Annotated in this window: 17 protein-coding genes and 1 pseudogene; 8 read left to right on the top strand and 10 right to left on the bottom strand. The window is 66.2% G+C overall.

The features are described 5' to 3' along the window. Nucleotides 1-45 precede the first annotated feature (45 nt). Entirely contained in the window at nucleotides 46-1,203 is a 1,158-nt protein-coding gene (locus tag DVB37_RS14825) for a nitronate monooxygenase family protein (RefSeq protein WP_104145233.1), read from the bottom strand. A 110-nt stretch (nucleotides 1,204-1,313) separates the two neighbouring features. Continuing rightward, the gene (locus DVB37_RS14820) at nucleotides 1,314-2,042 is read right to left on the bottom strand and encodes an IclR family transcriptional regulator (RefSeq protein WP_120155939.1); all 729 of its coding nucleotides are present in this window, start codon (nucleotides 2,040-2,042) and stop codon (nucleotides 1,314-1,316) included. A 252-nt stretch (nucleotides 2,043-2,294) separates the two neighbouring features. On the opposite strand from DVB37_RS14820, the gene DVB37_RS28685 reads away from it, so the two are divergent. From DVB37_RS28685 to DVB37_RS14800, 5 genes are read left to right on the top strand one after another with little or no spacing between them, the layout of a single operon-like run. Next, complete coding sequence (locus tag DVB37_RS28685) at nucleotides 2,295-3,233, top strand: hydroxymethylglutaryl-CoA lyase (protein ID WP_240433879.1); 939 nt, start codon at nucleotides 2,295-2,297, stop codon at nucleotides 3,231-3,233. 42 nt (nucleotides 3,234-3,275) lie between these two features. Continuing rightward, entirely contained in the window at nucleotides 3,276-4,481 is a 1,206-nt protein-coding gene (locus tag DVB37_RS28680; RefSeq protein WP_240433878.1) for a CaiB/BaiF CoA-transferase family protein, read from the top strand. After that, nucleotides 4,478-5,464, top strand: coding sequence for a tripartite tricarboxylate transporter substrate binding protein (locus DVB37_RS14810; protein WP_046807351.1), 987 nt, complete (start codon nucleotides 4,478-4,480; stop codon nucleotides 5,462-5,464). Before DVB37_RS28680 ends, DVB37_RS14810 begins: the two co-directional genes overlap by 4 nt. A gap of 40 nt (nucleotides 5,465-5,504) precedes the next feature. Continuing rightward, complete coding sequence (locus tag DVB37_RS14805) at nucleotides 5,505-6,503, top strand: tripartite tricarboxylate transporter substrate binding protein (RefSeq protein ID WP_120155936.1); 999 nt, start codon at nucleotides 5,505-5,507, stop codon at nucleotides 6,501-6,503. 22 nt (nucleotides 6,504-6,525) lie between these two features. After that, on the top strand, nucleotides 6,526-7,425 hold the full coding sequence (locus tag DVB37_RS14800) for an SMP-30/gluconolactonase/LRE family protein (protein ID WP_120155934.1): 900 nt from the start codon (nucleotides 6,526-6,528) through the stop codon (nucleotides 7,423-7,425). A 112-nt stretch (nucleotides 7,426-7,537) separates the two neighbouring features. Here DVB37_RS14800 and DVB37_RS14795 read toward each other — a convergent pair whose 3' ends face one another. The 3 genes from DVB37_RS14795 to DVB37_RS14785 all read right to left on the bottom strand — a co-directional run bounded on the left by DVB37_RS14795 (nucleotide 7,538) and on the right by DVB37_RS14785 (nucleotide 10,873). Then, nucleotides 7,538-8,926: a tripartite tricarboxylate transporter permease gene (locus DVB37_RS14795; protein WP_046807353.1), complete on the bottom strand. Its 1,389-nt coding sequence runs from the start codon at nucleotides 8,924-8,926 to the stop codon at nucleotides 7,538-7,540. After that, nucleotides 8,923-9,426 carry a hypothetical protein gene (locus DVB37_RS14790; protein ID WP_104145230.1) on the bottom strand — a complete coding sequence of 168 codons (504 nt, stop codon included), beginning with the start codon at nucleotides 9,424-9,426 and terminating at the stop codon, nucleotides 8,923-8,925. Before DVB37_RS14790 ends, DVB37_RS14795 begins: the two co-directional genes overlap by 4 nt. A gap of 160 nt (nucleotides 9,427-9,586) precedes the next feature. After that, nucleotides 9,587-10,873, bottom strand: coding sequence for a hydroxymethylglutaryl-CoA reductase, degradative (locus DVB37_RS14785; RefSeq protein ID WP_104145325.1), 1,287 nt, complete (start codon nucleotides 10,871-10,873; stop codon nucleotides 9,587-9,589). A gap of 147 nt (nucleotides 10,874-11,020) precedes the next feature. Between DVB37_RS14785 and DVB37_RS14780 the strand changes: the two genes are divergently transcribed. Further along, complete coding sequence (locus DVB37_RS14780) at nucleotides 11,021-12,457, top strand: PLP-dependent aminotransferase family protein (RefSeq protein WP_120155932.1); 1,437 nt, start codon at nucleotides 11,021-11,023, stop codon at nucleotides 12,455-12,457. Nucleotides 12,458-12,486: 29 nt separating this feature from the next. Here the strand turns inward: DVB37_RS14780 and DVB37_RS14775 are convergent, their stop codons facing one another. The 5 genes and pseudogenes from DVB37_RS14775 to DVB37_RS14755 all read right to left on the bottom strand — a co-directional run bounded on the left by DVB37_RS14775 (nucleotide 12,487) and on the right by DVB37_RS14755 (nucleotide 17,442). Beyond that, nucleotides 12,487-13,281 carry an anaerobic ribonucleoside-triphosphate reductase activating protein gene (locus DVB37_RS14775; RefSeq protein ID WP_120155930.1) on the bottom strand — a complete coding sequence of 265 codons (795 nt, stop codon included), beginning with the start codon at nucleotides 13,279-13,281 and terminating at the stop codon, nucleotides 12,487-12,489. Further along, on the bottom strand, nucleotides 13,247-13,456 hold the full coding sequence (nrdD, locus tag DVB37_RS14770; RefSeq protein WP_104145227.1) for an anaerobic ribonucleoside-triphosphate reductase: 210 nt from the start codon (nucleotides 13,454-13,456) through the stop codon (nucleotides 13,247-13,249). The genes DVB37_RS14775 and nrdD overlap by 35 nt, the downstream gene beginning before the upstream one ends. Nucleotides 13,457-13,559: 103 nt before the next feature. Further along, nucleotides 13,560-15,269: pseudogene (locus tag DVB37_RS14765) on the bottom strand (ribonucleoside triphosphate reductase); the annotation flags it as partial. 215 nt (nucleotides 15,270-15,484) lie between these two features. Next, nucleotides 15,485-15,835, bottom strand: coding sequence for a DUF3325 domain-containing protein (locus DVB37_RS14760; RefSeq protein ID WP_046807357.1), 351 nt, complete (start codon nucleotides 15,833-15,835; stop codon nucleotides 15,485-15,487). Further along, complete coding sequence (locus DVB37_RS14755) at nucleotides 15,832-17,442, bottom strand: PepSY domain-containing protein (protein ID WP_120155928.1); 1,611 nt, start codon at nucleotides 17,440-17,442, stop codon at nucleotides 15,832-15,834. The genes DVB37_RS14760 and DVB37_RS14755 overlap by 4 nt, the downstream gene beginning before the upstream one ends. A 236-nt stretch (nucleotides 17,443-17,678) precedes the next feature. Here DVB37_RS14755 and DVB37_RS14750 point away from each other — a divergent pair, with 236 nt between their 5' ends. Next, nucleotides 17,679-18,293 carry a hypothetical protein gene (locus tag DVB37_RS14750; RefSeq protein WP_046807359.1) on the top strand — a complete coding sequence of 205 codons (615 nt, stop codon included), beginning with the start codon at nucleotides 17,679-17,681 and terminating at the stop codon, nucleotides 18,291-18,293. A 10-nt stretch (nucleotides 18,294-18,303) separates the two neighbouring features. After that, on the top strand, nucleotides 18,304-20,691 hold the full coding sequence (locus DVB37_RS14745; RefSeq protein ID WP_120155926.1) for a catalase: 2,388 nt from the start codon (nucleotides 18,304-18,306) through the stop codon (nucleotides 20,689-20,691). Nucleotides 20,692-20,860: the final 169 nt, after the last annotated feature.

Raw genomic sequence — 20,860 nt, 5'->3', positions numbered from 1 at the left:
GGGCGGGCCCCGATGCCCCTAGACGCGCGCCATTGAATCAGCGGCCTACGCCGCTGCCGGCATCTGCCCGTGCAGCAGATAGTCCATCAGCTCGCGCACCGAACGCATCGCGCTGCCGAAGGGCAGCTTGGACGCACCCCTGAAGAACAACCCACGGCTGACTTCGCCGCGTAGCGCGGCGGCCAGCTTCAGGTCGATGCAGAATTGCCCAAAGCGGGACAGGCCATCGCGCAGGCCGCATTGCGTCAGGCAGTCCATGCGCTGGCTGCAACGGCGTGGATCGCAGCGCGTGCCGGCTTGCAGCGTTTTTTCTTGCCGCAGATAGCGTGTCAACCACGGCGTGGCCACGGCGCGCGCGGGCAGGCCGGCCACGCTGGTGAATTCGGCCAGCTGGGTGGGGTCGGCATCAATCAGTACGCGTTTGAAATTCTCGTGCGCATCGCCCTCGTGCGTGACGGCAAACGCGGTGCCCACCTGCACGCCGTCGGCCCCGTGCGCCAGCCAATGCCGCACCTGGTCGTGGCTGCCCACGCCGCCGGCCACGATCAGCTTGGGCGCGTCTTGGCCCAGTTGCAGTTCGTCGAAAAGCGTGTGGCATTCGGCCAGCACGCGCTGGAAATCAAAGCGTTCGTCGTGGATATCGTCCAGCCGCGCCGCGCCCAGATGGCCGCCCGCGTAGCCGGGATGCTCGATCACCACGGCGTCGGCCATGCGGCCTTTCTTCATCCATTTTTTCAGCACGACGGCCACGCCACGTGACTCCGACAGAATCGGAACCAAGGCCACGTTTGGGAAGTCGGCCGTCATTTCCGGCAGGTCCATGGGCAAGCCCGCGCCCATCACGATGGCCTGCGCGCCGCTTTCGCAAGCCTGCCGCACTAGCGCCGGGTGGCCGCGCACGGCCTTCATGACGTTCACCGCCACCACGCCCCGGCCCTGGGCCGTGTCCAGCGCGGCGCGCACTTCCCGGTCCAGCGCCAGCAGGTTGACGCGGTCGATCAAGTCGCGGTCATTGCACTTGTCTGTCTGCTCAAGCAGATCGGGATGGTGGTGGCGCAAATCGATGCTGGCGATCGTGCCCACCGCATTCTGGGCGGCGACGGCTCCCGCCAGCCGATGCGCGGACACGCCGACGCCCATGCCGCCCTGCACGATGGGCAGCAGTTCGCGGCCGGCGAGTTTGAGTGATTTGAACCACGTCATGTGTAAAGCCTTTCCTCTGGTCAAGTGGACAGAGGCTAGAGCAAGGCATGACGGGTCGCCTTGCGCAGGATCAAGCGGCGGGCAATGGCGCGTGGCGGGCGCTTTGGCCTTCAGCCCACGCGGCCCGTCAGGCGGCGCGCGGCGTTCAGCACATGGCTAAGGTGATCGGGGTTGTAGCGGTGCGCGGGCGCGGTCAGCGTGACGGCCGCCGCGATGCCGCCCGACAGCAGGAACACGGGCGCCGAGATGCCCGCCACTTCGTTCAGGCGGTCGCCCGTTGCGGCGAAATAACCGTCCTTGCGGATGCGCACGTACAGCGTTTGTTCGGGGCCTGGCGCGTTGCCCAGGATGTCGTCGAACGCCGTCAACACGCGCCCGCCGCTGCCCCGTTCCAGCGGCAGCAAATCGCCCGCGCGGATGTGGTCGCGCACCGGGTGAGGCGAGTCCACGCGATACAGGCACAGGCGCGCATCGCCTTGGCGTACGTGATACGCCGCGCTTTCGCCGGTTGCGGCCACCAGGTCGCGCAACACCGGCACCACCACATGTTCAAGGGAAAACGACGCCGAATAGATCCCATGCAAACGCGCCACTTCGGGTCCCAGCGCATAGCGGCCATCGTCCAGGCGCTGTATCCATTGCGCGTGTTCCAGCGAGGCCAGCAGGCGCAAGACCGTGCTTTTGTACAGGCGGGTGCGTTCGGCCAGCTCGCCCAAGGACAGCGTGCGATCGCTGGGCGTGAACACGGCCATCAGGCTCAGCGCGCGATCTACCGCCGCCACGCCACCGGCAGCGGCGTCGGCATCGGCAACGGATTCGGTTGCGGCTTTACGCGGCATGGCGAACCTGCGAGGTGTTGGCCGGGCTATGCGGCACGGCAGAGGGAAGGGCGATCGGCATATTCCATCCTTTAGAACGACAGGCGCCGCCATTGTAGGCACAGCGCGGTGCGGCAACGTGCCGCGTCCCCGGCCCGTCGTGATTTCTACCCGGCAACCCGCTTGACAGGGTTTTTCGCATCGTCTTTAATTCCACAGGAAAGAACAGCATTCTATAAGATAGAACATATAAAACCACAAGGAGACATCGTCATGTCGGATTCCAGCCCCCACGACGGGCACGTGCTGATCAGCGAGGTAGGCCCGCGAGACGGCTTGCAGTCCGTGTCGACCACCATGGCGACGGAGGACAAATTCCGCTGGATCGACGCGCTGGTTGCCGCCGGCGTGCGTGAAATCGAAGTGGCTTCGTTCGTGCCCGCGCGCTTGCTGCCGCAAATGGCGGACGCCGCCGAAGTCGTGGCGTACGCCGCGCGTATCCCCGGCCTGACGGTGATGGCCTTGGTGCCTAACCTGCGCGGCGCCGAGGCCGCGTTGCGGGCCGGCGTGCACAAGCTGACCATGCCGGTATCGGCCAGCCGCGCGCATTCTCTGGCCAACGTGCGCAAGACCCCCGAAGAAATGGTCGAGCAAGTGCGCGCCATTGCCGCGCTGCGCGACGAACTCGCGCCCGCGGTCAAGCTTGAGGCCGGCATCTCTACCGCGTTCGGTTGCACCCTGCAAGGCCTGGTGCCGGAAGACGAGGTCATCCGCCTGGCCGCGATGTGCGTGGCGGCGGGCGCCGATGAATCGGGCTTGTCGGACACCGTCGGCCACGCCAACCCGGCGCAGGTGCGCCGCTTGTTCCGCCGCTTGCGCGCGGAACTTGGCGCCAAGGCCGGCGCCGCGCACATGCACAACACGCGGGGCCTGGGCCTGGCCAATTGCCTGGCGGCGTGGGACGAAGGCGTGCGCACGTTCGACAGTTCGCTGGGTGGCTTGGGCGGCTGCCCCTACGCGCCCGGCGCGTCGGGCAATGTCGTCACGGAAGACCTCGTCTTCATGTTCGAGGCCATGGGCGTGCGCACCGGCATCGACCTGGAAAAAATCATCGCGGCGCGCCAGCCGCTGGCCGCCGGCCTGCCCGGCGAACCGCTCTACGGCATGACGCCCGACGCGGGCTTGCCCCTGGGCTTTATTCAGGCTCGCTGAGGCCATCCGTTCATCCCTTTTCGCAATCAAGGTGCATCACCCATGACTAGCCGTGCAACGTCCCGCCTTCCGTACGAAGGCATCCGCGTCGTCGAATTCACCCACATGGTGATGGGGCCGACCTGCGGCATGCTGCTGGCGGACCTGGGCGCGGAAGTCATCAAGGTCGAACCGATAGGCGGCGACACTACGCGCCGCCTGCTGGGATCGGGCGCGGGCTTCTTTCCCATGTTCAACCGCAACAAGAAAAGCATCGCGCTGGATCTGAAACAGCCCGAAGGCGTAGAAGCCGCGTTACGCCTGATCGACACCGCCGACATCGTCGGCGAGAACTTCAAGGCGGGCGTGATGCAAAAGCTGGGCCTGGACTACGCCACGCTGAAAGCGCGCAACCCCCGGCTGATCTACGTCAGCCACAAGGGCTTTTTGCCCGGCCCTTACGACAACCGCACGGCGTTGGACGAAGTGGTGCAGATGATGGGCGGGCTGGCCTACATGACCGGCCGCGCCGGCGACCCGCTGCGCGCGGGTTCCAGCGTGAACGACATCATGGGCGGCATGTTCGGCGCGATGGGCGCCATGGCGGCGCTGGCCCAGCGCGAGCACACGGGCGTGGGCACCGAAGTGCAGGCCTCGCTGTTCGAGAACAACGTGTTCCTGGTTGGCCAGCACATGATGCAGTACGCCATGACGGGCCGCGCGCCCGCGCCGATGCCCACCCGCATTTCCGCGTGGGCGGTCTACGACGTGTTCACCGTAAAGGACGGCGAGCAGATTTTCCTGGCCGTGGTCAGCGACAAGCAGTGGGACATTTTCTGCCGCGCCTTTGGCCTGGAGGAATGGCTGTCGGACCCGCGCCTGGTCAGCAATAACGACCGGGTACGCGCCCGCGAATGGCTCATGCCCCTGCTGCGTTCGCATCTGGCCGGCCATAGCGCGGCGGCGCTGGCCGCGCGCTTTGAAGCAGAAGGCTTGCCCTTTGCGCCCATTACGCGGCCCGAGCAGCTGTTTGACGACCCGCACCTGAACGCCACCGGCGGGCTGGCGCCCATCACGCTGCCCGACGGGCGCGAGAGCTTCGTGCCGCTGGCCCCTTTGACGCTGGACGGGCGGCAACCCCCCATCCGCTTGCAGCCGCCGGCTGTGGGCGAACACACCGACGCGCTGTTGCGGGCGGTGGGCTATCGCGACGACGAGATCGCGGCCTTGAAGGCAAGGCGCATAACAGAAGGAGACCAACCATCATGATCACGCTGACCCGACGCTCGTTTTTGGGCGCAACGCTTTGCGCGGCCGCGTTGCCGCTGCGGCTGCATGCCGCGTCCGCCTATCCCGACGGCCGGCCCATCCGGCTGATTGTTCCGTACACGCCGGGTGGCGGCACCGATTCCGTGGCGCGCGCCATCGCGGCCAAGATCACGGGGGCCGCCGGCTGGTCCGTGGTGGTGGAAAACCGGCCGGGCGCGGGCGGCAATATCGGCATGGACTACGTGGCCAAGACGCGCCCGGACGGCTTCATGCTGGGCCTGGGCCAAACCGCCAACCTGGCGATCAACCCGGCGCTGATGGCCAAGATGCCCTTCGATGCCGCCAAGGATTTCGCGGCGGTCGCCATGGTGGCGTCCTTGCCGGTGGTGCTGGTCGTGAAGGCCAACGCGCGCTGGAACACGCTGGCCGATCTGGTCAAGGAAGCGCGCGCGCAGCCCGGCAACATCAAGCAGGCGCTGGCCGGTTCGGGCACCGTGGGCCACCTGGCGGGCGAGCTGTTGGCGTATCAGGCCAAATTCCAGGTGCTGAACGTGCCGTACCGAGGCGCGGCGCCGGCCCTGAACGACTTGCTGGGCGAGAACACCGACTACATGTTCGCCACGCCGCAAGCCGCGCAGGAAATGCTGAAAGGCAAGGTGCTGCGCCCCTTGGCGGTTACGTCGCGCGAACGCCTGTCCATCCTGCCCGACGTGCCGACCGTGGCGGAATCCGGCTTCGACGGTTTCGAGGCCGTGGACTGGAAGGCGCTGGTGGCCCCGGCCGGCACGCCGCCCGAGATCATTGCCCAGGTCAATGGCGTCGTGGAAAAGGTGCTGGCCGACCCTGCCACCATCGCCATGTTCACGGCGGAAGGCAGCAAGCCGATGGGCGGGTCACCCCAGTCCGCGCAGCAATACATTCTGGACGAACAACAGAAGTGGGCGCGCTTGATCCGCGAAGCCAACATCCAGACCGCGGCGTGATGCGGACGCGGGGCCACAGAAGCCAACAGGAGACAACATTATGACTACGCTTTTCACGCGCAGCGCCGCCGTGCGCCGCGCGCTGCTCGCCGTTGCGGCGGCGCTGGCCTGGGTGCCGGCCCACGCGGCCGACGACGCCGCCAACTGGCCCGACAAGCCCGTGCGCCTGGTCGTTCCTTATTCCCCGGGCGGCACGACGGACTACGCCGCGCGGCAGGTGGCGCAGAAGCTGTCCGAGGCCACCGGCAAGACCTTCATCGTGGACAACAAGACTGGGGCGTCGGGAACTATCGCTACGCAGGAAGTGGCGCGGTCCGCGCCCGACGGCAGCACGTTCCTGGTCACCGACACCACGTACACGATGCTGCCGCTGCTGTTTTCCAAGCTGCCTTGGGATTATCAGAACGACCTGGTCCACGTTAGTGAAATCATCGAAACGCCCTTGGTGCTGCTGGTTCCCGAGAAGTCCCCGTACAAAACGATGGACGCGTTGATCGCGCAGGCCCGCAAGGCGCCCGGCACGCTGAACTACGGGTCGGGCGGGCAGGCCAGCTCTACCCACCTGGCCGCCGAGATGTTCAAGAGCGAAGCGCAGGTGTCGCTGACCCACATTCCGTATCGCGGCGCGGGCGCGGCGTTGTCCGACCTGATGGCCGGGCAGATCGACCTGTTGATCACGGCCGCGCCCACGGCCATCCCGCCGGTGCAGGGCGGCCGGGTGCGCGCGTTGGCCGTCACGGGCGCCACGCGGCTGGCGGCGTTGCCGGACGTGCCGACCTTCGCGCAGGCGGGGCTGCCGTCGTATCAAGTGCTGAACTGGTTTGGCCTGGCCGCGCCTAAAGGCACGCCGCCGGCCATCGTCAACAAGATGAACCTGCTGGTGACTCAGGTGATGAGCGAGCCGGCCATGCAGGAAAACATGGCGCGGCAGGGCGCCCGGCATCGGTCCCTGCCCGTGGCGCAATTTGGCGCCTATGTGCAGGACCAGGTGCGCTTGTGGGCCGACGTGGGCAAACGCGTGGGCATCAAGCCCGAATAATGCGGACAAGGGGGAAGACAGCATGTGGAATCTGAACTTCGCGCCGCCGGTGGTGATCGAAGCGCGCGTTATCGCCGCCATGCCCGCCGCGTTACGGCTGCCTCGGCGCAGCGCGTGGGCCGACGCCAACAAGGCGGGGCATATCGTGGATTGCTTTCTTGAGGGGCCGGTGTTCGGCGCCGACGGCGCGTTGTACGTAACGGATATTCCACATGGCCGCATCCTGCGCGTGGATGGCGACAACGACTGGTGCGTGGTGGCCGAAACGGGCGGCTGGCCCAACGGCCTGGCGCGCCATCGCGACGGCAGCCTGTGGGTGGCCGATTACCGGCTTGGCATTTTGCGATGCGATCCGGCCACGGGTCAGGTCGACACGGTGCTGGGCGAGCGCAACAGCGAATCCTTCAAGGGCGTGAACGATCTGGTGTTTGACCGCGCCGGCCGGTTGTACTTTACCGACCAGGGGCAGACGGGGTTGCACGATCCGCATGGCCGCGTGTATCGCTATGACCCGGCCAGCGGCCGCCTGGACCTGCTGCTGGCCAATGCGCCCAGCCCGAACGGGATTGCGCTGGACGCGAATGAACAGGTGCTGTTCGTGGCCGTAACCCGTGCCAACCAGGCGTGGCGCGGCCCGTTGATGCGCGACGGCTCGTTATCGAAGATGGGGGCGTTTCGCACCTTCTTCGGCACCAGCGGGCCTGACGGGTTGGCCAGCACGCCAGCGGGTGGCTTGCTGGTGGCGCATGCCAGCCTGGGCGGCGTCTTCGTGCTGAACGCGGGGGGCGAAGTCACCCACTTCTTGAAAAGCCCGATTGCCGGCAGCACGGTGACCAATGTCGCAATACGCCCCGATGGCGGCGCCGTCGTCATGACGGAATCCGCGACCGGGGCGATTCTTGAAGCGCCGTTGCCGGCGTAAGGGTACGGGCAGCGACGCGGGGCAGGCTGGGACGCGGGACGGACTGGGAAGCGATTTCGGGATTCGGGGGATCAGCCGCTTAGCCGATCCCTCGATCTCCCGACCCCGCAGATCACGCCATCAACTTCACGATGGCCGGCACCGACAGCACCGCCGTGTAGTAACCCATGAATTGCACGCCGGTGTTAAAGCCGAACAGGCGCGACAGCAAGCCGCCGAACAGGCCCATCGTCAGGATCACCAGCAGGCCCAGGAACTGGCCTTCCCAGATGCTGATCACGATGATCAAGCCCACGAATGTGGCGATGATGGCTTCGTGGCTGACGCGGCGCGACACGAACAGCGCGGCGCGGCGCGCGAAGTTCATGGCAAACGGGTATGACACCACGGCCGCCAGCAGCACGGCCAGCATGCCGTAGCCCAGGAATTCCCAGTGATTCAGCAGGTTGTGCAGGTTGTGCGTCTGGCCGGTGGCCGCGTCCACCGTGAAGCGGGGCGGGGCGTTGAACAGCGGCGCGGCCGGCCCAGCCGCCACGGGGCTCAGCGGCAGGCCGAAGGCGATCAGCGGAATCAGCGCTTCGGCGATGTAGGTGGCTTCGGTGACGCCATTGCGCGCGGACAGCACGGTGGTCAGCCGGTGGTACGCGTGCTTGATACGCGAGCCCACCAGCTCGCCCAGCACCACCGTCATGGCCACGGGGCTGAACACGAACGTGGCGCTGGAGATGGCGGCAGTGGCCAGCGTCCAGCGGGTCTGCGTGCGGTCCATGACCTTGAGCGGGTTGGGGAAATAGCCCGACCAGCCCTTGACGTCGGGCGCCAGCGAAAACGTGCGCACCTTCTCGCGCATCATCTTCGCGCGGCCCATCGGCGAAATCACGGTGAACAGGTCGGCAATCAGCGGGCCGATGGCGATGCCCAGGAAGTAGCTGATGCTGAGCTTGACGCCGTACTTTGCCGTCAGGCTTTGCAAGGCAATGATCACCACCACGAACGGCACCAGCAGCGCGACCGCCGCCCAGCGGCCTGCCGAGAAATACGCGATCAGCACGGCGGCGGCCAGGAAGATCCACGGCGCCGACTTGGTGATGGCCGCGCCAAACGGCGCCAGCAACACGGCGAACAACACGGCCAGCGGCACGGCCACAAAGGCGGCCACGATGGCGCCGGACACCATCTTGCGCAGCGCGATGTGCGGCACGCCCAGCTTGCGCAACATGTTCGCGTCTTGCAGCAAAGGTGTTGCCAGCGTGTCGCCGGGGATGCCCAGCAGCGCGGTGGGCACGGCATGCGTCATGTGCTTGGCCACGGCGCCGGCCAGAAAGAAGGTGAACACGCCGGCGGGCGGCACGCCCAGCAGCACCACCAGCAAGGTCAGCGGGGCAAGCGTGGTGGTTTCGTCGGTGCCGGACACCAGGCCGATGGCCGCGAACACCACTGCGCCCAAGAGGCCCATGGCGGCAGCCACCATGATTTGTTCAAGCAGGATCGGGTCGCTCATGCCAGCGCCTCCTTGGACGAGCCTTGCGGCGAGGCGGTGGGAGAAGCGGCGGTGGAGACCGTGGCGGTCGTGGTGGGCGGGGGCGGCGGTTCGGTGAACAGGTCGTACAGGCCCAGCTCTTTCAGTTCGCGCACGACGGGTTCGGGCAGGTCGGCCAGCGAGCCCAGGCCGCCCGGCTGGTCCGCCAGTTCGGCCAGCACTTCGGCGCGCCAGGCAGGGTCGTGCGTCGAGGTGTGTTCGATGACTTCACGCTTGGGCGGGAACAGGCGGGCGCAGATCACGCCCGCGATCACGCAGCCGGCCAGGCCGGCCAGCATGGCGTAGGCGTGCGCCAGTTCGGGCGACGCCACCATGCCGCGCAGCCAGCGGCTGGCGGCAAAAAATCCGGTCACGCTGATGGCGATGCCAATGCCGATGGCCCAGGCCAATTGGCGCAGGTCGACGGTGTCGCTCCATACCTCTGCCAGGCGCCAGGATGGCGCGGGCGATTGTGGTTCCATGTCTCTCTCCGTTGGGGGGGGGGCGGGCGGCGCGGTCGGGGCCGCGCACGCCTCTGTTCTTATGACTGTGTGCTGCTCAGTGCTTATTGCTCATCGCTCATCGCTCATCGCTCATCGCTCATCGCTCATCGCTTATTGCTCAGGGCTTCCTGCCTGCCGCTTACTGCTTGCGCAATTCCTCCAGCAGGGCCAGCGCGCGGTCGGTGCGCACGTCTTTTTCCGCCGCCATGCGCTTGGCCACGGTGTCGATCTCGGCGCCCACCGCGCCTGCCACCAGCGCGATGTTGCGCGCGTGCAGCGCCATGTGGCCGCGCTGAATGCCTTCGGTGGCCAAGGCCCGCAGCGCGCCCAGATTCTGCGCCAAGCCAACGGCCACCGCCACCTGGCCCAGCTCATCCGCCGAGCGCACGTCCATGATCTTCAACGCCAGGCGCGCCAGCGGATGCGTCTTGGTCGCGCCGCCCACCAGGCCCACGGGCATGGGCATTTCGATGGTGCCGACCAAGGCGCCGGACGTGTCTTTTTCCCATTGCGTCAACGACGTATAGCGGCCCGAACGCGCGGCGTAGGCGTGCGCACCGGCTTCCACCGCGCGCCAGTCGTTGCCGGTGGCGACGATGACCGGGTCGATGCCGTTCATGATTCCCTTGTTGTGCGTCGCGGCCCGGTACGGGTCCACCGCGGCGAACGTGTAGGCGTCCAGCACCCCTTCGATGATCTCGGCGCCGCTGCGTTCCTTGGTGTCCAGCACCTGGGGCGTCAGGCGCACGCGGGCGCGCGCCAGCCGCAGGTCGGCCAGGTTGGACAGGATGCGCAGGCGCACCGAGCCGCCGGTGATTGCTTCGACCAGCGGGGCAACGGCTTCGGCCATGGTGTTGACGGTGTTGGCCCCCATGGCGTCGCGCACGTCCACGATCAGGTGCAGCACGATCATCGGGCCACGCGGTGTGTCGGCGAACACATGCACGTCTATGTCCTGGCAGCCGCCGCCCAACTCGATCAGCACCTTGTCGCGGCTGTTGGCCAGCGTCAGGATGCGCTCGCGTTCGCGCAGCAGCGCCAGGCGCGCGCCGTGCGGGTCGGTCAGGCCCAGCACCTGGACCTGGGCGCGCATCAAGGGGCGGGTGCTGGACGTTTCAAAGCCGCCGCACTCGCGCGCCAGCTTGGCCATGTACGACGCCGCGGCCACCACCGACGGTTCTTCCACCGCCATGGGCACCAGCACGTCGCGGCCGTTGACCTGGAAGTTGCCGGCCACACCCATCGGCAGTTCGAACGTGCCGATGACGTTTTCGATCATGCCGTCGGCGCGGTCCAGCGCCAGCGCGCCGGGCCGGGCCAGCAGTTGCTGTTCTTCGGGCGTCAACGAAGCGGCTTTGGCAATGACGCCAAGGCGGTCGGCGGGGGTCAGTGCGCGGAAGTTGGGTAGGCGTGAATCGGCCACGATGGCAGGTCTCCGTATCGGTATTAGGTGGCCTGATTCTAGGTAAACTGTACCTCTATTGAGAGGTACAGTTTTGCCAAACAGTACCATCGCACTGCACCAATTTTGCGTAGCGCCCGGCGCAAGAATGCACCTATGGAAGACTCAGCCATGACTGGAAGACGGCCGCGCGCGGCCCCCATCGCCGAAAGTTTGGCCAAGCTGATCGGCCAGCAGATCGCGGATGGCGTGTACCGCCCTGGCGACAAGCTGCCGTCGCTGCGCGAGCTATCGCAGTTGCATCGCTACGCCAAGAACACGGTGGTGGTGGCGTTTGAAATGCTGGTGGCGCAGGGGCTGGTGGAACCGCGCCGGGGCTCCGGCTTTTTCGTGCTGGACGGCGGCTACACGCGCAAGGCGGCGGATGAAGAACCGGGCCAGTTGAGCCGCGCCATGGACATCGTCTGGCTGATGCGCGAACAACTCAAGACGCAGCCCGATGCGGTGCAGGCGGGCGACGGCTTTCCGCCCGTGGAATGGCTGGCCGACATGCGCATGGACCGCTATCACCAGAAGGTGGTGCGCACGGGGCTGGGCGCCTTGTTCCGCTATGGCAGCCGGTTTGGCTATGCGCCCCTGCGCGAAAGCCTGGTGCGCAAGCTGGGCGACGTCGGGGTGAACGTGGCGCCGTCGCAGCTGGTGCTGACGCATGGCGCGAACGAGGCCATGGACCTGGTGATCCGCTACTTCGTGCCGCCGGGCGGTACGGTGCTGGTCGACAACCCGGGCTATTACCCCTTGTTCGGCAAGCTGAAGCTGGCGGGCGTGCGCATGTTGGGCGTGCCGCGCCTGGCGGACGGCCCCGATGTGGCCGCCCTGGAAGCCTTGTTGCAGCGCGAGAAGCCGCGCCTGTTTTTTACGCAGTCGCTGGCGCACAATCCGACCGGTTCCGATATTTCTTTGGCCAAGGCGTACAAGGTGCTGCAACTGGCCGAGCGCCACAACCTGACAATCGTCGAGAACGACGCGCTGGCGGACTTCAAGCCGACGTCGGCCGTGCGGCTGTCGGCGCTGGACCAGTTGGAACGCACGATCTACATCGGCAGCTTTTCAAAGTCGTTTTCCGCAGCGTTGCGGGTGGGCTTCATCGGCTGCAACGCGGCCTTGGCCAGCGACCTGGCCGACCTGAAGGCCTTGGTGCACGTCAGCAGTTCGGAATATTGCGAGCGCATGGTGGACGTGATGCTGCGCGACGGGCATTACGAACGCCATCTTGCGCGCTTGCGCCAGCGGCTGGAAGCGGCCACGGGCAACGCCTTGCAGGTGCTGGATTCGCTGGGCGCGCAGGTGTTCGCGCGGCCGTCGCGATCGATGTATTTGTGGGCGGCGTTTCCAGGCGTGGACGATACGCTGACGCTGGCCGCCGAGCTGATGCCCGAGAAAGTCATCATGGCGCCGGGCCGCGTGTTCAGCGTGGACCCGACGGCCGTGTCGCCCTGGTCGCGGTGCAATGTGGGCGCGATCGGGTCACCGCGCTTTCACGCGACGTTGGAGGCGGCGTTGGCGCGGCGTTGGCGCGGCGATGAGGTGGCGATGATGTTGCGATGAGGTTGCGGCGAGGTGGCGGCGAGGTGGCGTCATCGATACGCAAAGTCCTCAAACAGCTGCCTCATGCGCGCCTGCGCCCGCGTCGTCAACGCCCGCGCGGGCGGCGTGCCCGGCGAACTGCGCGCGGCCTGCACGGCAAAGCGCCGCACGCCACGGCGGGCCAACGCATCGGCCAGCGCCAGCAGCCGCGTTTCGTCCAGCCAATCGGGATGCCAGGTGATGCGGCATTCAAAGCTTTTGCCGGCCGACAGCAACTGCGTCAGGCACGCCATCGCCGGGCGTTGCGAATCGCGCCGGCCGGTGATGTCGTCGTAGCCTTGCGCATCGGCCTTGATGTCCAGACCCACCCAATCCAGATGGCGCAACACGTCGGCCAGCCGCAGTGGATATATCCCGGCCGTATGCAAGCCAACGCGGTAACCCATGCGCCGCACATCGCGGATCAATGATGGCAGGCGCGGTTCCGATAGCGGTTCGCCACCCGAGAACACCACCGCATCCAACAGACCCGCACGGCTCTGCAGGAACGACCGCGCATCGCGCCAGTCGTAGCGAGCGGTGCGGGTTTGCAGTTCGGTGTTGTGGCAGTAATGGCAGCGCCACGGGCAACCGGAAATGAACACCACCGCCGCCAATTGCCCCGGCCAATCCACGCTGGAAAAAGGCACCAGGCCGCCGATGGCCGGCGCATGCCGGGGCAGGGCTTCGGCAACCGGTTGCGGCGGCGCGCAGTAGGCCGGCCTGACGGCCAGCCTGCGCGTGCCGGGCTGGGTGTGCTCCGCTGCGCCCTCAGGCGCGTTGCTCGACGAAGAAGCGGCGTTCATTGAATTCGCCTTGTTTGCCGGTGTTGAAGGAAGCAACGGGGCGGTGATACCCCATTACGCGGGTCCAGACTTCGCAGCGCACGCGCTGGCTGTCGTCCAGCGACAGGGCGGGGCGATCGTCGGCCTTGGCGGCGGTGACAACAGCGGCGCGGGCGGGCAGGGTCAAGGTTTGCATCGGGAAACTCCTTGCATCGGGGAAAGGTTGACAATCAAAGCTGGCGATCACGCATCACGCATCACGGATCGCGCATCACACATCGCGCATCAGGCACCAAGCATCAAGCCGCCGCGCAGCACGCGGCCTGTCTGGCCAGCAGTTCGGCGTCGCACTTGGGGCAAAACTCGTGGTGCCCGGCCAGATAACCGTGGTTGGGGCAGATGGAAAACGTGGGCGTGACGGTGATGTACGGCAGCCGGAAATTCGACAGCGCGCGGCGCACCAGCTGCTTGCATGCCTGCGCCGACGAGACGGCCTCGTTCATGTACAGATGCAGCACGGTGCCGCCGGTGTATTTGCCTTGCAGCGTTTCTTGCAATTGCAGCGCATGAAACGGGTCGTCGGTATGGCCCACGGGCAGCTGGCTGGAGTTGGTGTAGTACGGCTGCGCATCGGTGCCTGCCTGCAAGATGCCTGCAAAGCGCTTGCGGTCTTCGCGCGCGAATCGGTAAGTGGTGCCTTCCGCGGGCGTGGCCTCCAGGTTGTACAGGTGCCCCGTCTGTTCCTGGAATTCGGTCATGCGGGCGCGCACGCGATCCAGCAATCGCACGGCCAGCGCGTGGCCGGCCGGTGTGGTGACGTCGTCCGCGTCGTTGGTGAAGTTGCGGATCATCTCGTTGATGCCGTTCACGCCCAAGGTGCTGAAGTGGTTGCGCAGCGTGCCCAGGTAGCGGCGCGTATACGGATACAGGCCTTCGTCGATATAGCGTTGCACCACGGCGCGCTTGGTTTCCAGCACGTCGCGGCCCAGGTCCAGCAGGGTGTCCAGGCGCTGCATCAAGCGGGCTTCATCGCCCTGGCTGGTGTAGCCCAGCCGCGCGCAATTGACCGTCACCACGCCGACTGAACCGGTCTGCTCGGCGGACCCAAACAAGCCGTTGCCGCGCTTGAGCAATTCGCGCAAATCCAGTTGCAGGCGGCAGCACATGGACCGGACCATATGCGGTTCCAGGTCGGAGTTCAGGAAGTTCTGGAAGTAGGGCAGGCCGTAGCGCGCCGTCATCTCGAACAGGCGGTCGGTGTTGGGATGGTCCCAGTCGAAATCCGGGGTGATGTTGTAGGTGGGAATCGGGAAGGTGAACACGCGCCCCTTGGCGTCGCCGGCCATCATCACTTCGATGTAGGCGCGGTTGATCATGTCCATTTCGTGTTGCAGGTCGCCGTAGGAAAACGGCATTTCCTCGCCGCCCACGTAGGGCACTTGCTGTTGCAGGTCGGCCGGGCAAGTCCAGTCGAAGGTCAGGTTGGTGAAGGGCGTTTGTGTGCCCCAGCGGCTGGGCACGTTCAGGTTGAAAATCAGTTCCTGCATGGCCTGCTTGACGTCGGCGTAGGTCATCGCGTCGCGGCGGATGAAGGGCGCCATGTAGGTGTCGAACGAACTGAACGCCTGCGCGCCCGCCCATTCGTTTTGCAGCGTGCCCAGAAAGTTGACGATCTGGCCGATGGCCGCCGACATATGCTTGGGCGGCGTGGATTCCACCTTGCCGGGTACGCCGTTGAAGCCTTCGGTCAGCAACTGGCGCAACGACCAGCCGGCGCAATAGCCGCTAAGCATGTCCAGGTCGTGGATGTGGATGTCGCCGTCGCGATGCGCCTGTCCGGCCTCGGGCGTGAAGACGTGCGACAGCCAGTAGTTGGCCGTGACCTTGCCGGCCACGTTCAAGATCAGACCGCCCAGGCTGTACCCCTGGTTGGCGTTGGCGTTGACGCGCCAGTCGCGCCGTTCCAGGTATTCCTCCATGGCGCTTTCCACGTCCACCAGCTTGGCGCGGTCGAAAGCCACGGGCGGAACGTCGCGGGGGAGAGGGGGCTGAAGAAGCATCGCTGACACCATATGTAGTAGGGTGTCAAAACTCTATCACCACATATGGTGGAGCAAGCGGTTTTTTGCGCTGCAAGGCGGCGCGATGTCAGGCGGGATTGATACGGGTCAAATGTCTAAGCGACAACGGACAAATCGCAATATCACCCGGCGGGCGCCTGGCCTTAGAAGCCGATGCCGATGCCCGCCAGGGAAATGGCCATCGCCAGGGCGGCGGTGCGGGCGGCGGGGCGGGGCGCCCAAGACAGCATGCCCACCCATAGCAACGCGCCGGCGGACAACCAACCCAGCCACGCCACCACGCCGACCGTGTTGCCCCACAGACCCACGCAGGGCAGAAGCGCCAGCGCCAGCAACAGCGCGCCGGCGCCGCGCAGCACGCGGGTGTGGCCGGCCGAGGGGTCGCGTCCCCACACCTGGTCATAGTGGCGCGGCATGGCCAGGCTCAGGCACGCCATGCCGGAATAGGTCAACAGCAATGCCATCGCAATGCCAAATAGGTCGTTCGTGTTCATGCCGCGGCCTTGTGATTCGCGCGAGGGGTGCGCTGGGCAGGCGCGGATTGCGGCTTTTTCCACAACCGGATCGCCGCCCACGCGGATAGTACGCCAATGGCGACGGCGGTCAGTTCAACGCCCGCGCTTTCCCAATCGCCACGGCCGATCTGCGCCACGGGGTGGTCGCCCAGCGTGGCAAGCGACACCATCGGCAGCAACAGGCACAAGGCGGACAGCAAGCCAAGCTGCGCGATCCACGCGGCGCGCGGGCGAGTCAGCCACGCGTGCGCCAACATCAACGCCCACAAGCCGAAAAAGCAGCGCAGTTCCCACAGCGCGCGGTTTTCCAGTGCAACGGGCAATAGCCGATTGGCCCAGAAGAAGCCGATGCACGCCACCGCCAGCCCGGCCAACGCGGCCACGTTCATGCCTTCAAACAACCGGTACACGCGCGCCGTGGCGGCGCCGAATTCATTGCCTGCCTTGGCGCGCCGTTTCACCATGAACAGCACGGCGCCCGTGCCCATCATTGCGGCACCGGCCAGCCCGCACACGAAGTACAGCCACTTCATGCCCCACCCGCCGAACGGCGCCATGTGCAGGTCGTTCATCACCTGGCGCACCATGGCGGGCGCGCCGCCGTTGACGCCGCCCGCCGGGCGCATGCGCAGCACCTGCCCGGTCGCGCCCTGGAATTCAACCATGCCCGTGGTGGCGCTGATGTTGCGCTGCGCGTCGCCGGCTTCGTTCCAGCCGTACACGGCGATGCGCATCGAGGTGTCTTCGGGGTTCTGGATGACGACGGCGCGTGCGCTTTGGCCGATCATGGCTTCGGCGCGCGCCACCATCGGTTCCAGCGGCGGCATGGACATGGCCTGGCCCGTGCGCACCGGTTTTTCCTCGCCCTGCATTTCGGCCAGATACAGGCGCATGGCATCCATGCCGGCGCCGTAATGGGCGGCGACCGGCGCGGGCATCAGTTGCGCGCTGGATATCACGATGCCGGTGTAGGCAATCATGAATTGAAAGGGCAGCGTCAATACCGCCACCGCGTTGTGTGCGTCCAGCCACGAGCGCTGGCCCTTCTTGGCGCGGAAGGTGAAAAAGTCCTTGAAGATGCGCTTGTGCGTGACCACGCCCGACACCAGCGCCACCAGCATCGCCATCGTCGCAAAGGCCACCACCCACACGCCGAAGCGGCTTTCATGCAGCATGTAGTGGAAGTTCACGAAGTGCGTGCCGCCCAGCGTGGCGCGGCCTTCGTCGTCGTGGTGGTCGGCAAGCTCGGCGCCCGTCTCGGGGTCCAGCTCGGCCTCGGCGTACAGGCCGTTCTTGTCGAACCAGTAGACGGACAAGCCGTTGTCATGGCCCCGGTTAACGGGCCAGAACTCCCACATGCCCGCGCCCGCGTGATGCTTGGCCATGTAGTCCACCGCCAGATCCAGCCGGCGCGCGCGGTCCACCGGCGCGCTGGCTTGGGCCGCCGACGCCGCTTCGGCGGCGTGGTGCTCGGGCGTCATCCAGTGGCTGATGGGTTCGGCGAAAAGGGCTAGCGAACCGGTCAGGAACACCGTGTACAGCAGCCATGAAAACCATAGGCCGACCCAGGTGTGCAGCCAGGCCATTGACAGGCGAAAACCGGATTTCAGAGGGAGCCTCTTATCGTTGATTGCCGCCGCGAGCCGGCCGGCAAGGATCTTGTATTGAGAATGGTTCCAATTCTAAGCGAATCGGGGACGCTGTTGTGGCGCGTTATGGCGTCGGATGGGCACGGCGCTTGCTGAAGGACCGTTTCATGCTGGCAGGTGCGCGCTCGCGGGCCGGGGCCGGCATGAATCCCCATGGACACAAGGAGCCCCTGATGAAACGCAAAGCGGCAAACGCCAAACAAATCAACGAATTGCTTTACCAGGCCCTGGAAACCGAGATCGGCGGCTTGACGGTGTATGAAACCGCCGTGTCCTGTGCCGTGAATGAAGACCTGAAAAAAGAGTGGAAGGAATACCTGGAAGAAACGCGGACGCACCAACGTGTGCTTTTGACCGTGTTTGAACAACTGGGACTTGACCCGGCGCAGCAGACGCCGGGCCGCGAGGTGGTGCGCCACCTGGGGGAATCGCTGGTCAAGGCCATGAAGATGGCCATCAACGCGGGTGACCCCGACGCCGCGCAGCTGGTGGCGACCGAATGCGTGGTGCTGGCCGAAACCAAGGACCATTCCAACTGGTCGCTGATCGGGCTGCTGGCCGACCAGCATTCCGGCAAGGAAGCCGCCATCTTGAAGCAGGCCTACGACGCGGTGGCGCTGGACGAAGAGCATCACCTGTATCACACGCAGGGCTGGTCGCGCGAACTGTGGGTGGAATCGTTGGGCCTGCCCGCCGTGCTGCCGCCGCCTGAAGAGGTCAAACAAGTGAAATCCGCCATTGGCGCCTCGCGCGCCGAGCAGGCTCGCGGCGAAATGCTCAAACACTAGGAGAGCCTTGATGGCAAGCAAGAAACCCGTAAGCAAGGGCGCGGCCGGCGCCGTCGACACCGCCTATATGAATACCGACAGCGGCCCGGCCGCCGGCCCCGCGGGCAAACCGGTGCACCCGGCGCTCAAGCGGGCCGCGGCCGTGGGCGCCACGGTTGCGTCCCTGCCGCACAACGCCAACAAGGCCGCCGAGTACGGCGAGGATGGCGCGCGCTGCCCCTACGCCGGCGCGCACACGACACCGCCGGACCCGTCCGTGGGCGCCAGTTCCCTGTCGGAATCGGAAGCCAACGCCAAGACGGGCGATGCCGCCGAACCCGGCGTGAACGCGGTGGATGGCCGCTTGGGCCGTGTGCGCGCCGACGGCAGCGGGCAGGTGCTGACGACGAATCAGGGCGTGCCAATCGCCGACAACCAGCATTCGCTGAAGGCCGGCCTGCGCGGCCCCGCCTTGCTGAAAGACTTCATCCTGCGCGAAAAGATCACGCACTTCGACCACGAGCGCATCCCCGAACGCATCGTGCACGCGCGCGGTTCGGCGGCGCACGGTTACTTCGAATGCTATCGGCCGTTGACCGACTTGACCGCCGCGTCGCTGTTCGCCGAAAAGGGCAAGCGCACGCCGGTGTTCGTGCGCTTTTCCACGGTGGCCGGCGAACGCGGTTCCAAGGACACGGCGCGCGACGTGCGCGGCTTTGCCGTCAAGTTCTATACCGACGAAGGCAACTGGGACCTGGTGGGCAACAACATGCCGGTGTTCTTCATCCAGGACGCGATGAAGTTCCCGGATCTGGTGCACGCGGTCAAGCCCGAGCCGCATCACGGCATGCCGCAGGCCGCGTCGGCCCACGATACGTTCTGGGACTTTGTGTCGCTGATGCCGGAATCCACCCACATGCTGATGTGGCTGATGTCCGACCGCGCCATCCCGCGCAGCTACCGGATGATGCAGGGCTTTGGCGTGCACACGTTCCGCTTTGTGAACGCGCGTGGCGAATCGCGCCTGGTGAAATTTCACTGGACGCCGATCCTGGGTACGCATTCGCAGGTGTGGGACGAGGCGGTCAAAGTGTCCGGCGCCGACCCGGACTTTCACCGCCGCGACCTGTGGGAAGCCATCGACGCGGGCAAGGGCCCCGAGTGGGAACTGGGCGTGCAGATCTTCACGGAAGAAGAAGCCGACAGCTTCAGCTTCGATGTGTTGGACGCCACCAAGATCGTGCCGGAAGAATTGGTCCCTATCGTGCCGATCGGCCGCATGGTGCTGGACCGTAACCCGGACAACTTCTTTGCCGAGACCGAGCAGGTGGCGTTCTGCACGGCGCACGTGGTGCCGGGCGTGGACTTCACCAACGATCCGCTGCTGGCCGGCCGCATCCATTCCTACGTGGACACGCAGATCTCGCGGCTGGGCGGTCCGAACTTCCACGAAATCCCCATCAATGCGCCCGTGGCGCCGGTGCACAACAACCAGCGCGACGGCATGCACCGCCAGGCGATTCATCGTGGTCGCGTCGCGTACGAGCCGAACTCGCTGGCGGGCGGATGCCCGTTTCAGGCCGGCATGGAAGGCTATGTGCCGTTTCCCGAGCCCATCGCGGGCGACGAATTGCGCGGCCATCCCGAAAAGTTTGCCGAGCACTACAACCAGGCCACGCTGTTCTACAACAGCCAGACCGAATGGGAAAAGCGCCACATCGTGCACGCGTTCTCGTTTGAACTGAGCAAGGTGACGGTGCCCGCCATTCGCCAGCGCATGGTGGCCTCGTTGCGCAACGTGTCCGACGAATTGGCTCAGGGCGTGGCGGATCTGCTGGGCATGGTCTTGCCCGACCCGCTGCCCCGTGCCATTGCGCAGCCGCCCAAGCCGGAGATCGAGGTGTCGCCCGCACTGTCGCTGGCCGCAAGGCCGGGTGACGGCAATGTGGCCACGCGCAAGGTAGCGATTCTGGTGGCCGAGGGCGTGGATGAAGGCGCCGTGTCGGCCGTGGCCGACGCGTTGATCCAGGCCGGCGTGGTGGTGCGCTTGGTAGGCCAGCGCATCGGCCCCGTGCAGACCGAAGGCGGCGGCATGCTGGATGCCGACGCGTCGCTGGACAACCACCCGTCGACGCTGTTTGACGGCGCGGTGGTGCCCGGGGGCGACGCCGCCGTGGCGCGCTTGCAGACGGACGGCCGCGCGCTGGAATTCCTGCGCGACGCCTTCCGGCATGGCAAGACGTTGATGGGGCTGGGCCGGGGCGGGCAACTGATCGGCTCGGCGGGCATCGCGCCAGACGAAGCCGACGAAGGGTTGTTGATGGGCGGCGGCGCACCCGCGAAAAGCGCAACGGCGTTCATCAAGGCCCTGGCCAAGCATCGGCACCCCGAACGGGAAACGATGCCGCCGATGGTCTGACGCCGACGGTTTTGCAGGCCGCGCTTGCGGCCTGCACCGGCGCCTGGTGGTGCACGCTTCGCGGCGTGCATGACCAGGCGTTTTTTTTGCGGTCGTGGCTGATGGTGTCAGCCCGTGGCGGTGGCGTGGCGGTGCGGTGCGGCTCTGATGCTGCTGCCTAGCTGCCTAG

The sequence above is a fragment of the Achromobacter sp. B7 genome (assembly GCF_003600685.1).
GTDB classification, from domain to species: Bacteria; Pseudomonadota; Gammaproteobacteria; order Burkholderiales; family Burkholderiaceae_B; genus Achromobacter; species Achromobacter spanius_B.
The sequence above is the reverse complement of the archived record's forward strand: the minus strand, read 5'-3'. Positions and strand labels throughout refer to the sequence as shown.

Bases quoted from the DNA above. Each gene is read 5' to 3' on its own strand.
- DVB37_RS14825 (WP_104145233.1), bottom strand. From the start codon at position 1,203: ATGACGTGGTTCAAATCACTCAAACTCGCCGGCCGCGAACTGCTGCCC.
- DVB37_RS14820 (WP_120155939.1), bottom strand. From the start codon at position 2,042: ATGCCGCGTAAAGCCGCAACCGAATCCGTTGCCGATGCCGACGCCGCT.
- DVB37_RS28685 (WP_240433879.1), top strand. From the start codon at position 2,295: ATGTCGGATTCCAGCCCCCACGACGGGCACGTGCTGATCAGCGAGGTA.
- DVB37_RS28680 (WP_240433878.1), top strand. From the start codon at position 3,276: ATGACTAGCCGTGCAACGTCCCGCCTTCCGTACGAAGGCATCCGCGTC.
- DVB37_RS14810 (WP_046807351.1), top strand. From the start codon at position 4,478: ATGATCACGCTGACCCGACGCTCGTTTTTGGGCGCAACGCTTTGCGCG.
- DVB37_RS14805 (WP_120155936.1), top strand. From the start codon at position 5,505: ATGACTACGCTTTTCACGCGCAGCGCCGCCGTGCGCCGCGCGCTGCTC.
- DVB37_RS14800 (WP_120155934.1), top strand. From the start codon at position 6,526: ATGTGGAATCTGAACTTCGCGCCGCCGGTGGTGATCGAAGCGCGCGTT.
- DVB37_RS14795 (WP_046807353.1), bottom strand. From the start codon at position 8,926: ATGAGCGACCCGATCCTGCTTGAACAAATCATGGTGGCTGCCGCCATG.
- DVB37_RS14790 (WP_104145230.1), bottom strand. From the start codon at position 9,426: ATGGAACCACAATCGCCCGCGCCATCCTGGCGCCTGGCAGAGGTATGG.
- DVB37_RS14780 (WP_120155932.1), top strand. From the start codon at position 11,021: ATGACTGGAAGACGGCCGCGCGCGGCCCCCATCGCCGAAAGTTTGGCC.
- DVB37_RS14775 (WP_120155930.1), bottom strand. From the start codon at position 13,281: ATGAACGCCGCTTCTTCGTCGAGCAACGCGCCTGAGGGCGCAGCGGAG.
- nrdD (WP_104145227.1), bottom strand. From the start codon at position 13,456: ATGCAAACCTTGACCCTGCCCGCCCGCGCCGCTGTTGTCACCGCCGCC.
- DVB37_RS14760 (WP_046807357.1), bottom strand. From the start codon at position 15,835: ATGAACACGAACGACCTATTTGGCATTGCGATGGCATTGCTGTTGACC.
- DVB37_RS14755 (WP_120155928.1), bottom strand. From the start codon at position 17,442: ATGGCCTGGCTGCACACCTGGGTCGGCCTATGGTTTTCATGGCTGCTG.
- DVB37_RS14750 (WP_046807359.1), top strand. From the start codon at position 17,679: ATGAAACGCAAAGCGGCAAACGCCAAACAAATCAACGAATTGCTTTAC.
- DVB37_RS14745 (WP_120155926.1), top strand. From the start codon at position 18,304: ATGGCAAGCAAGAAACCCGTAAGCAAGGGCGCGGCCGGCGCCGTCGAC.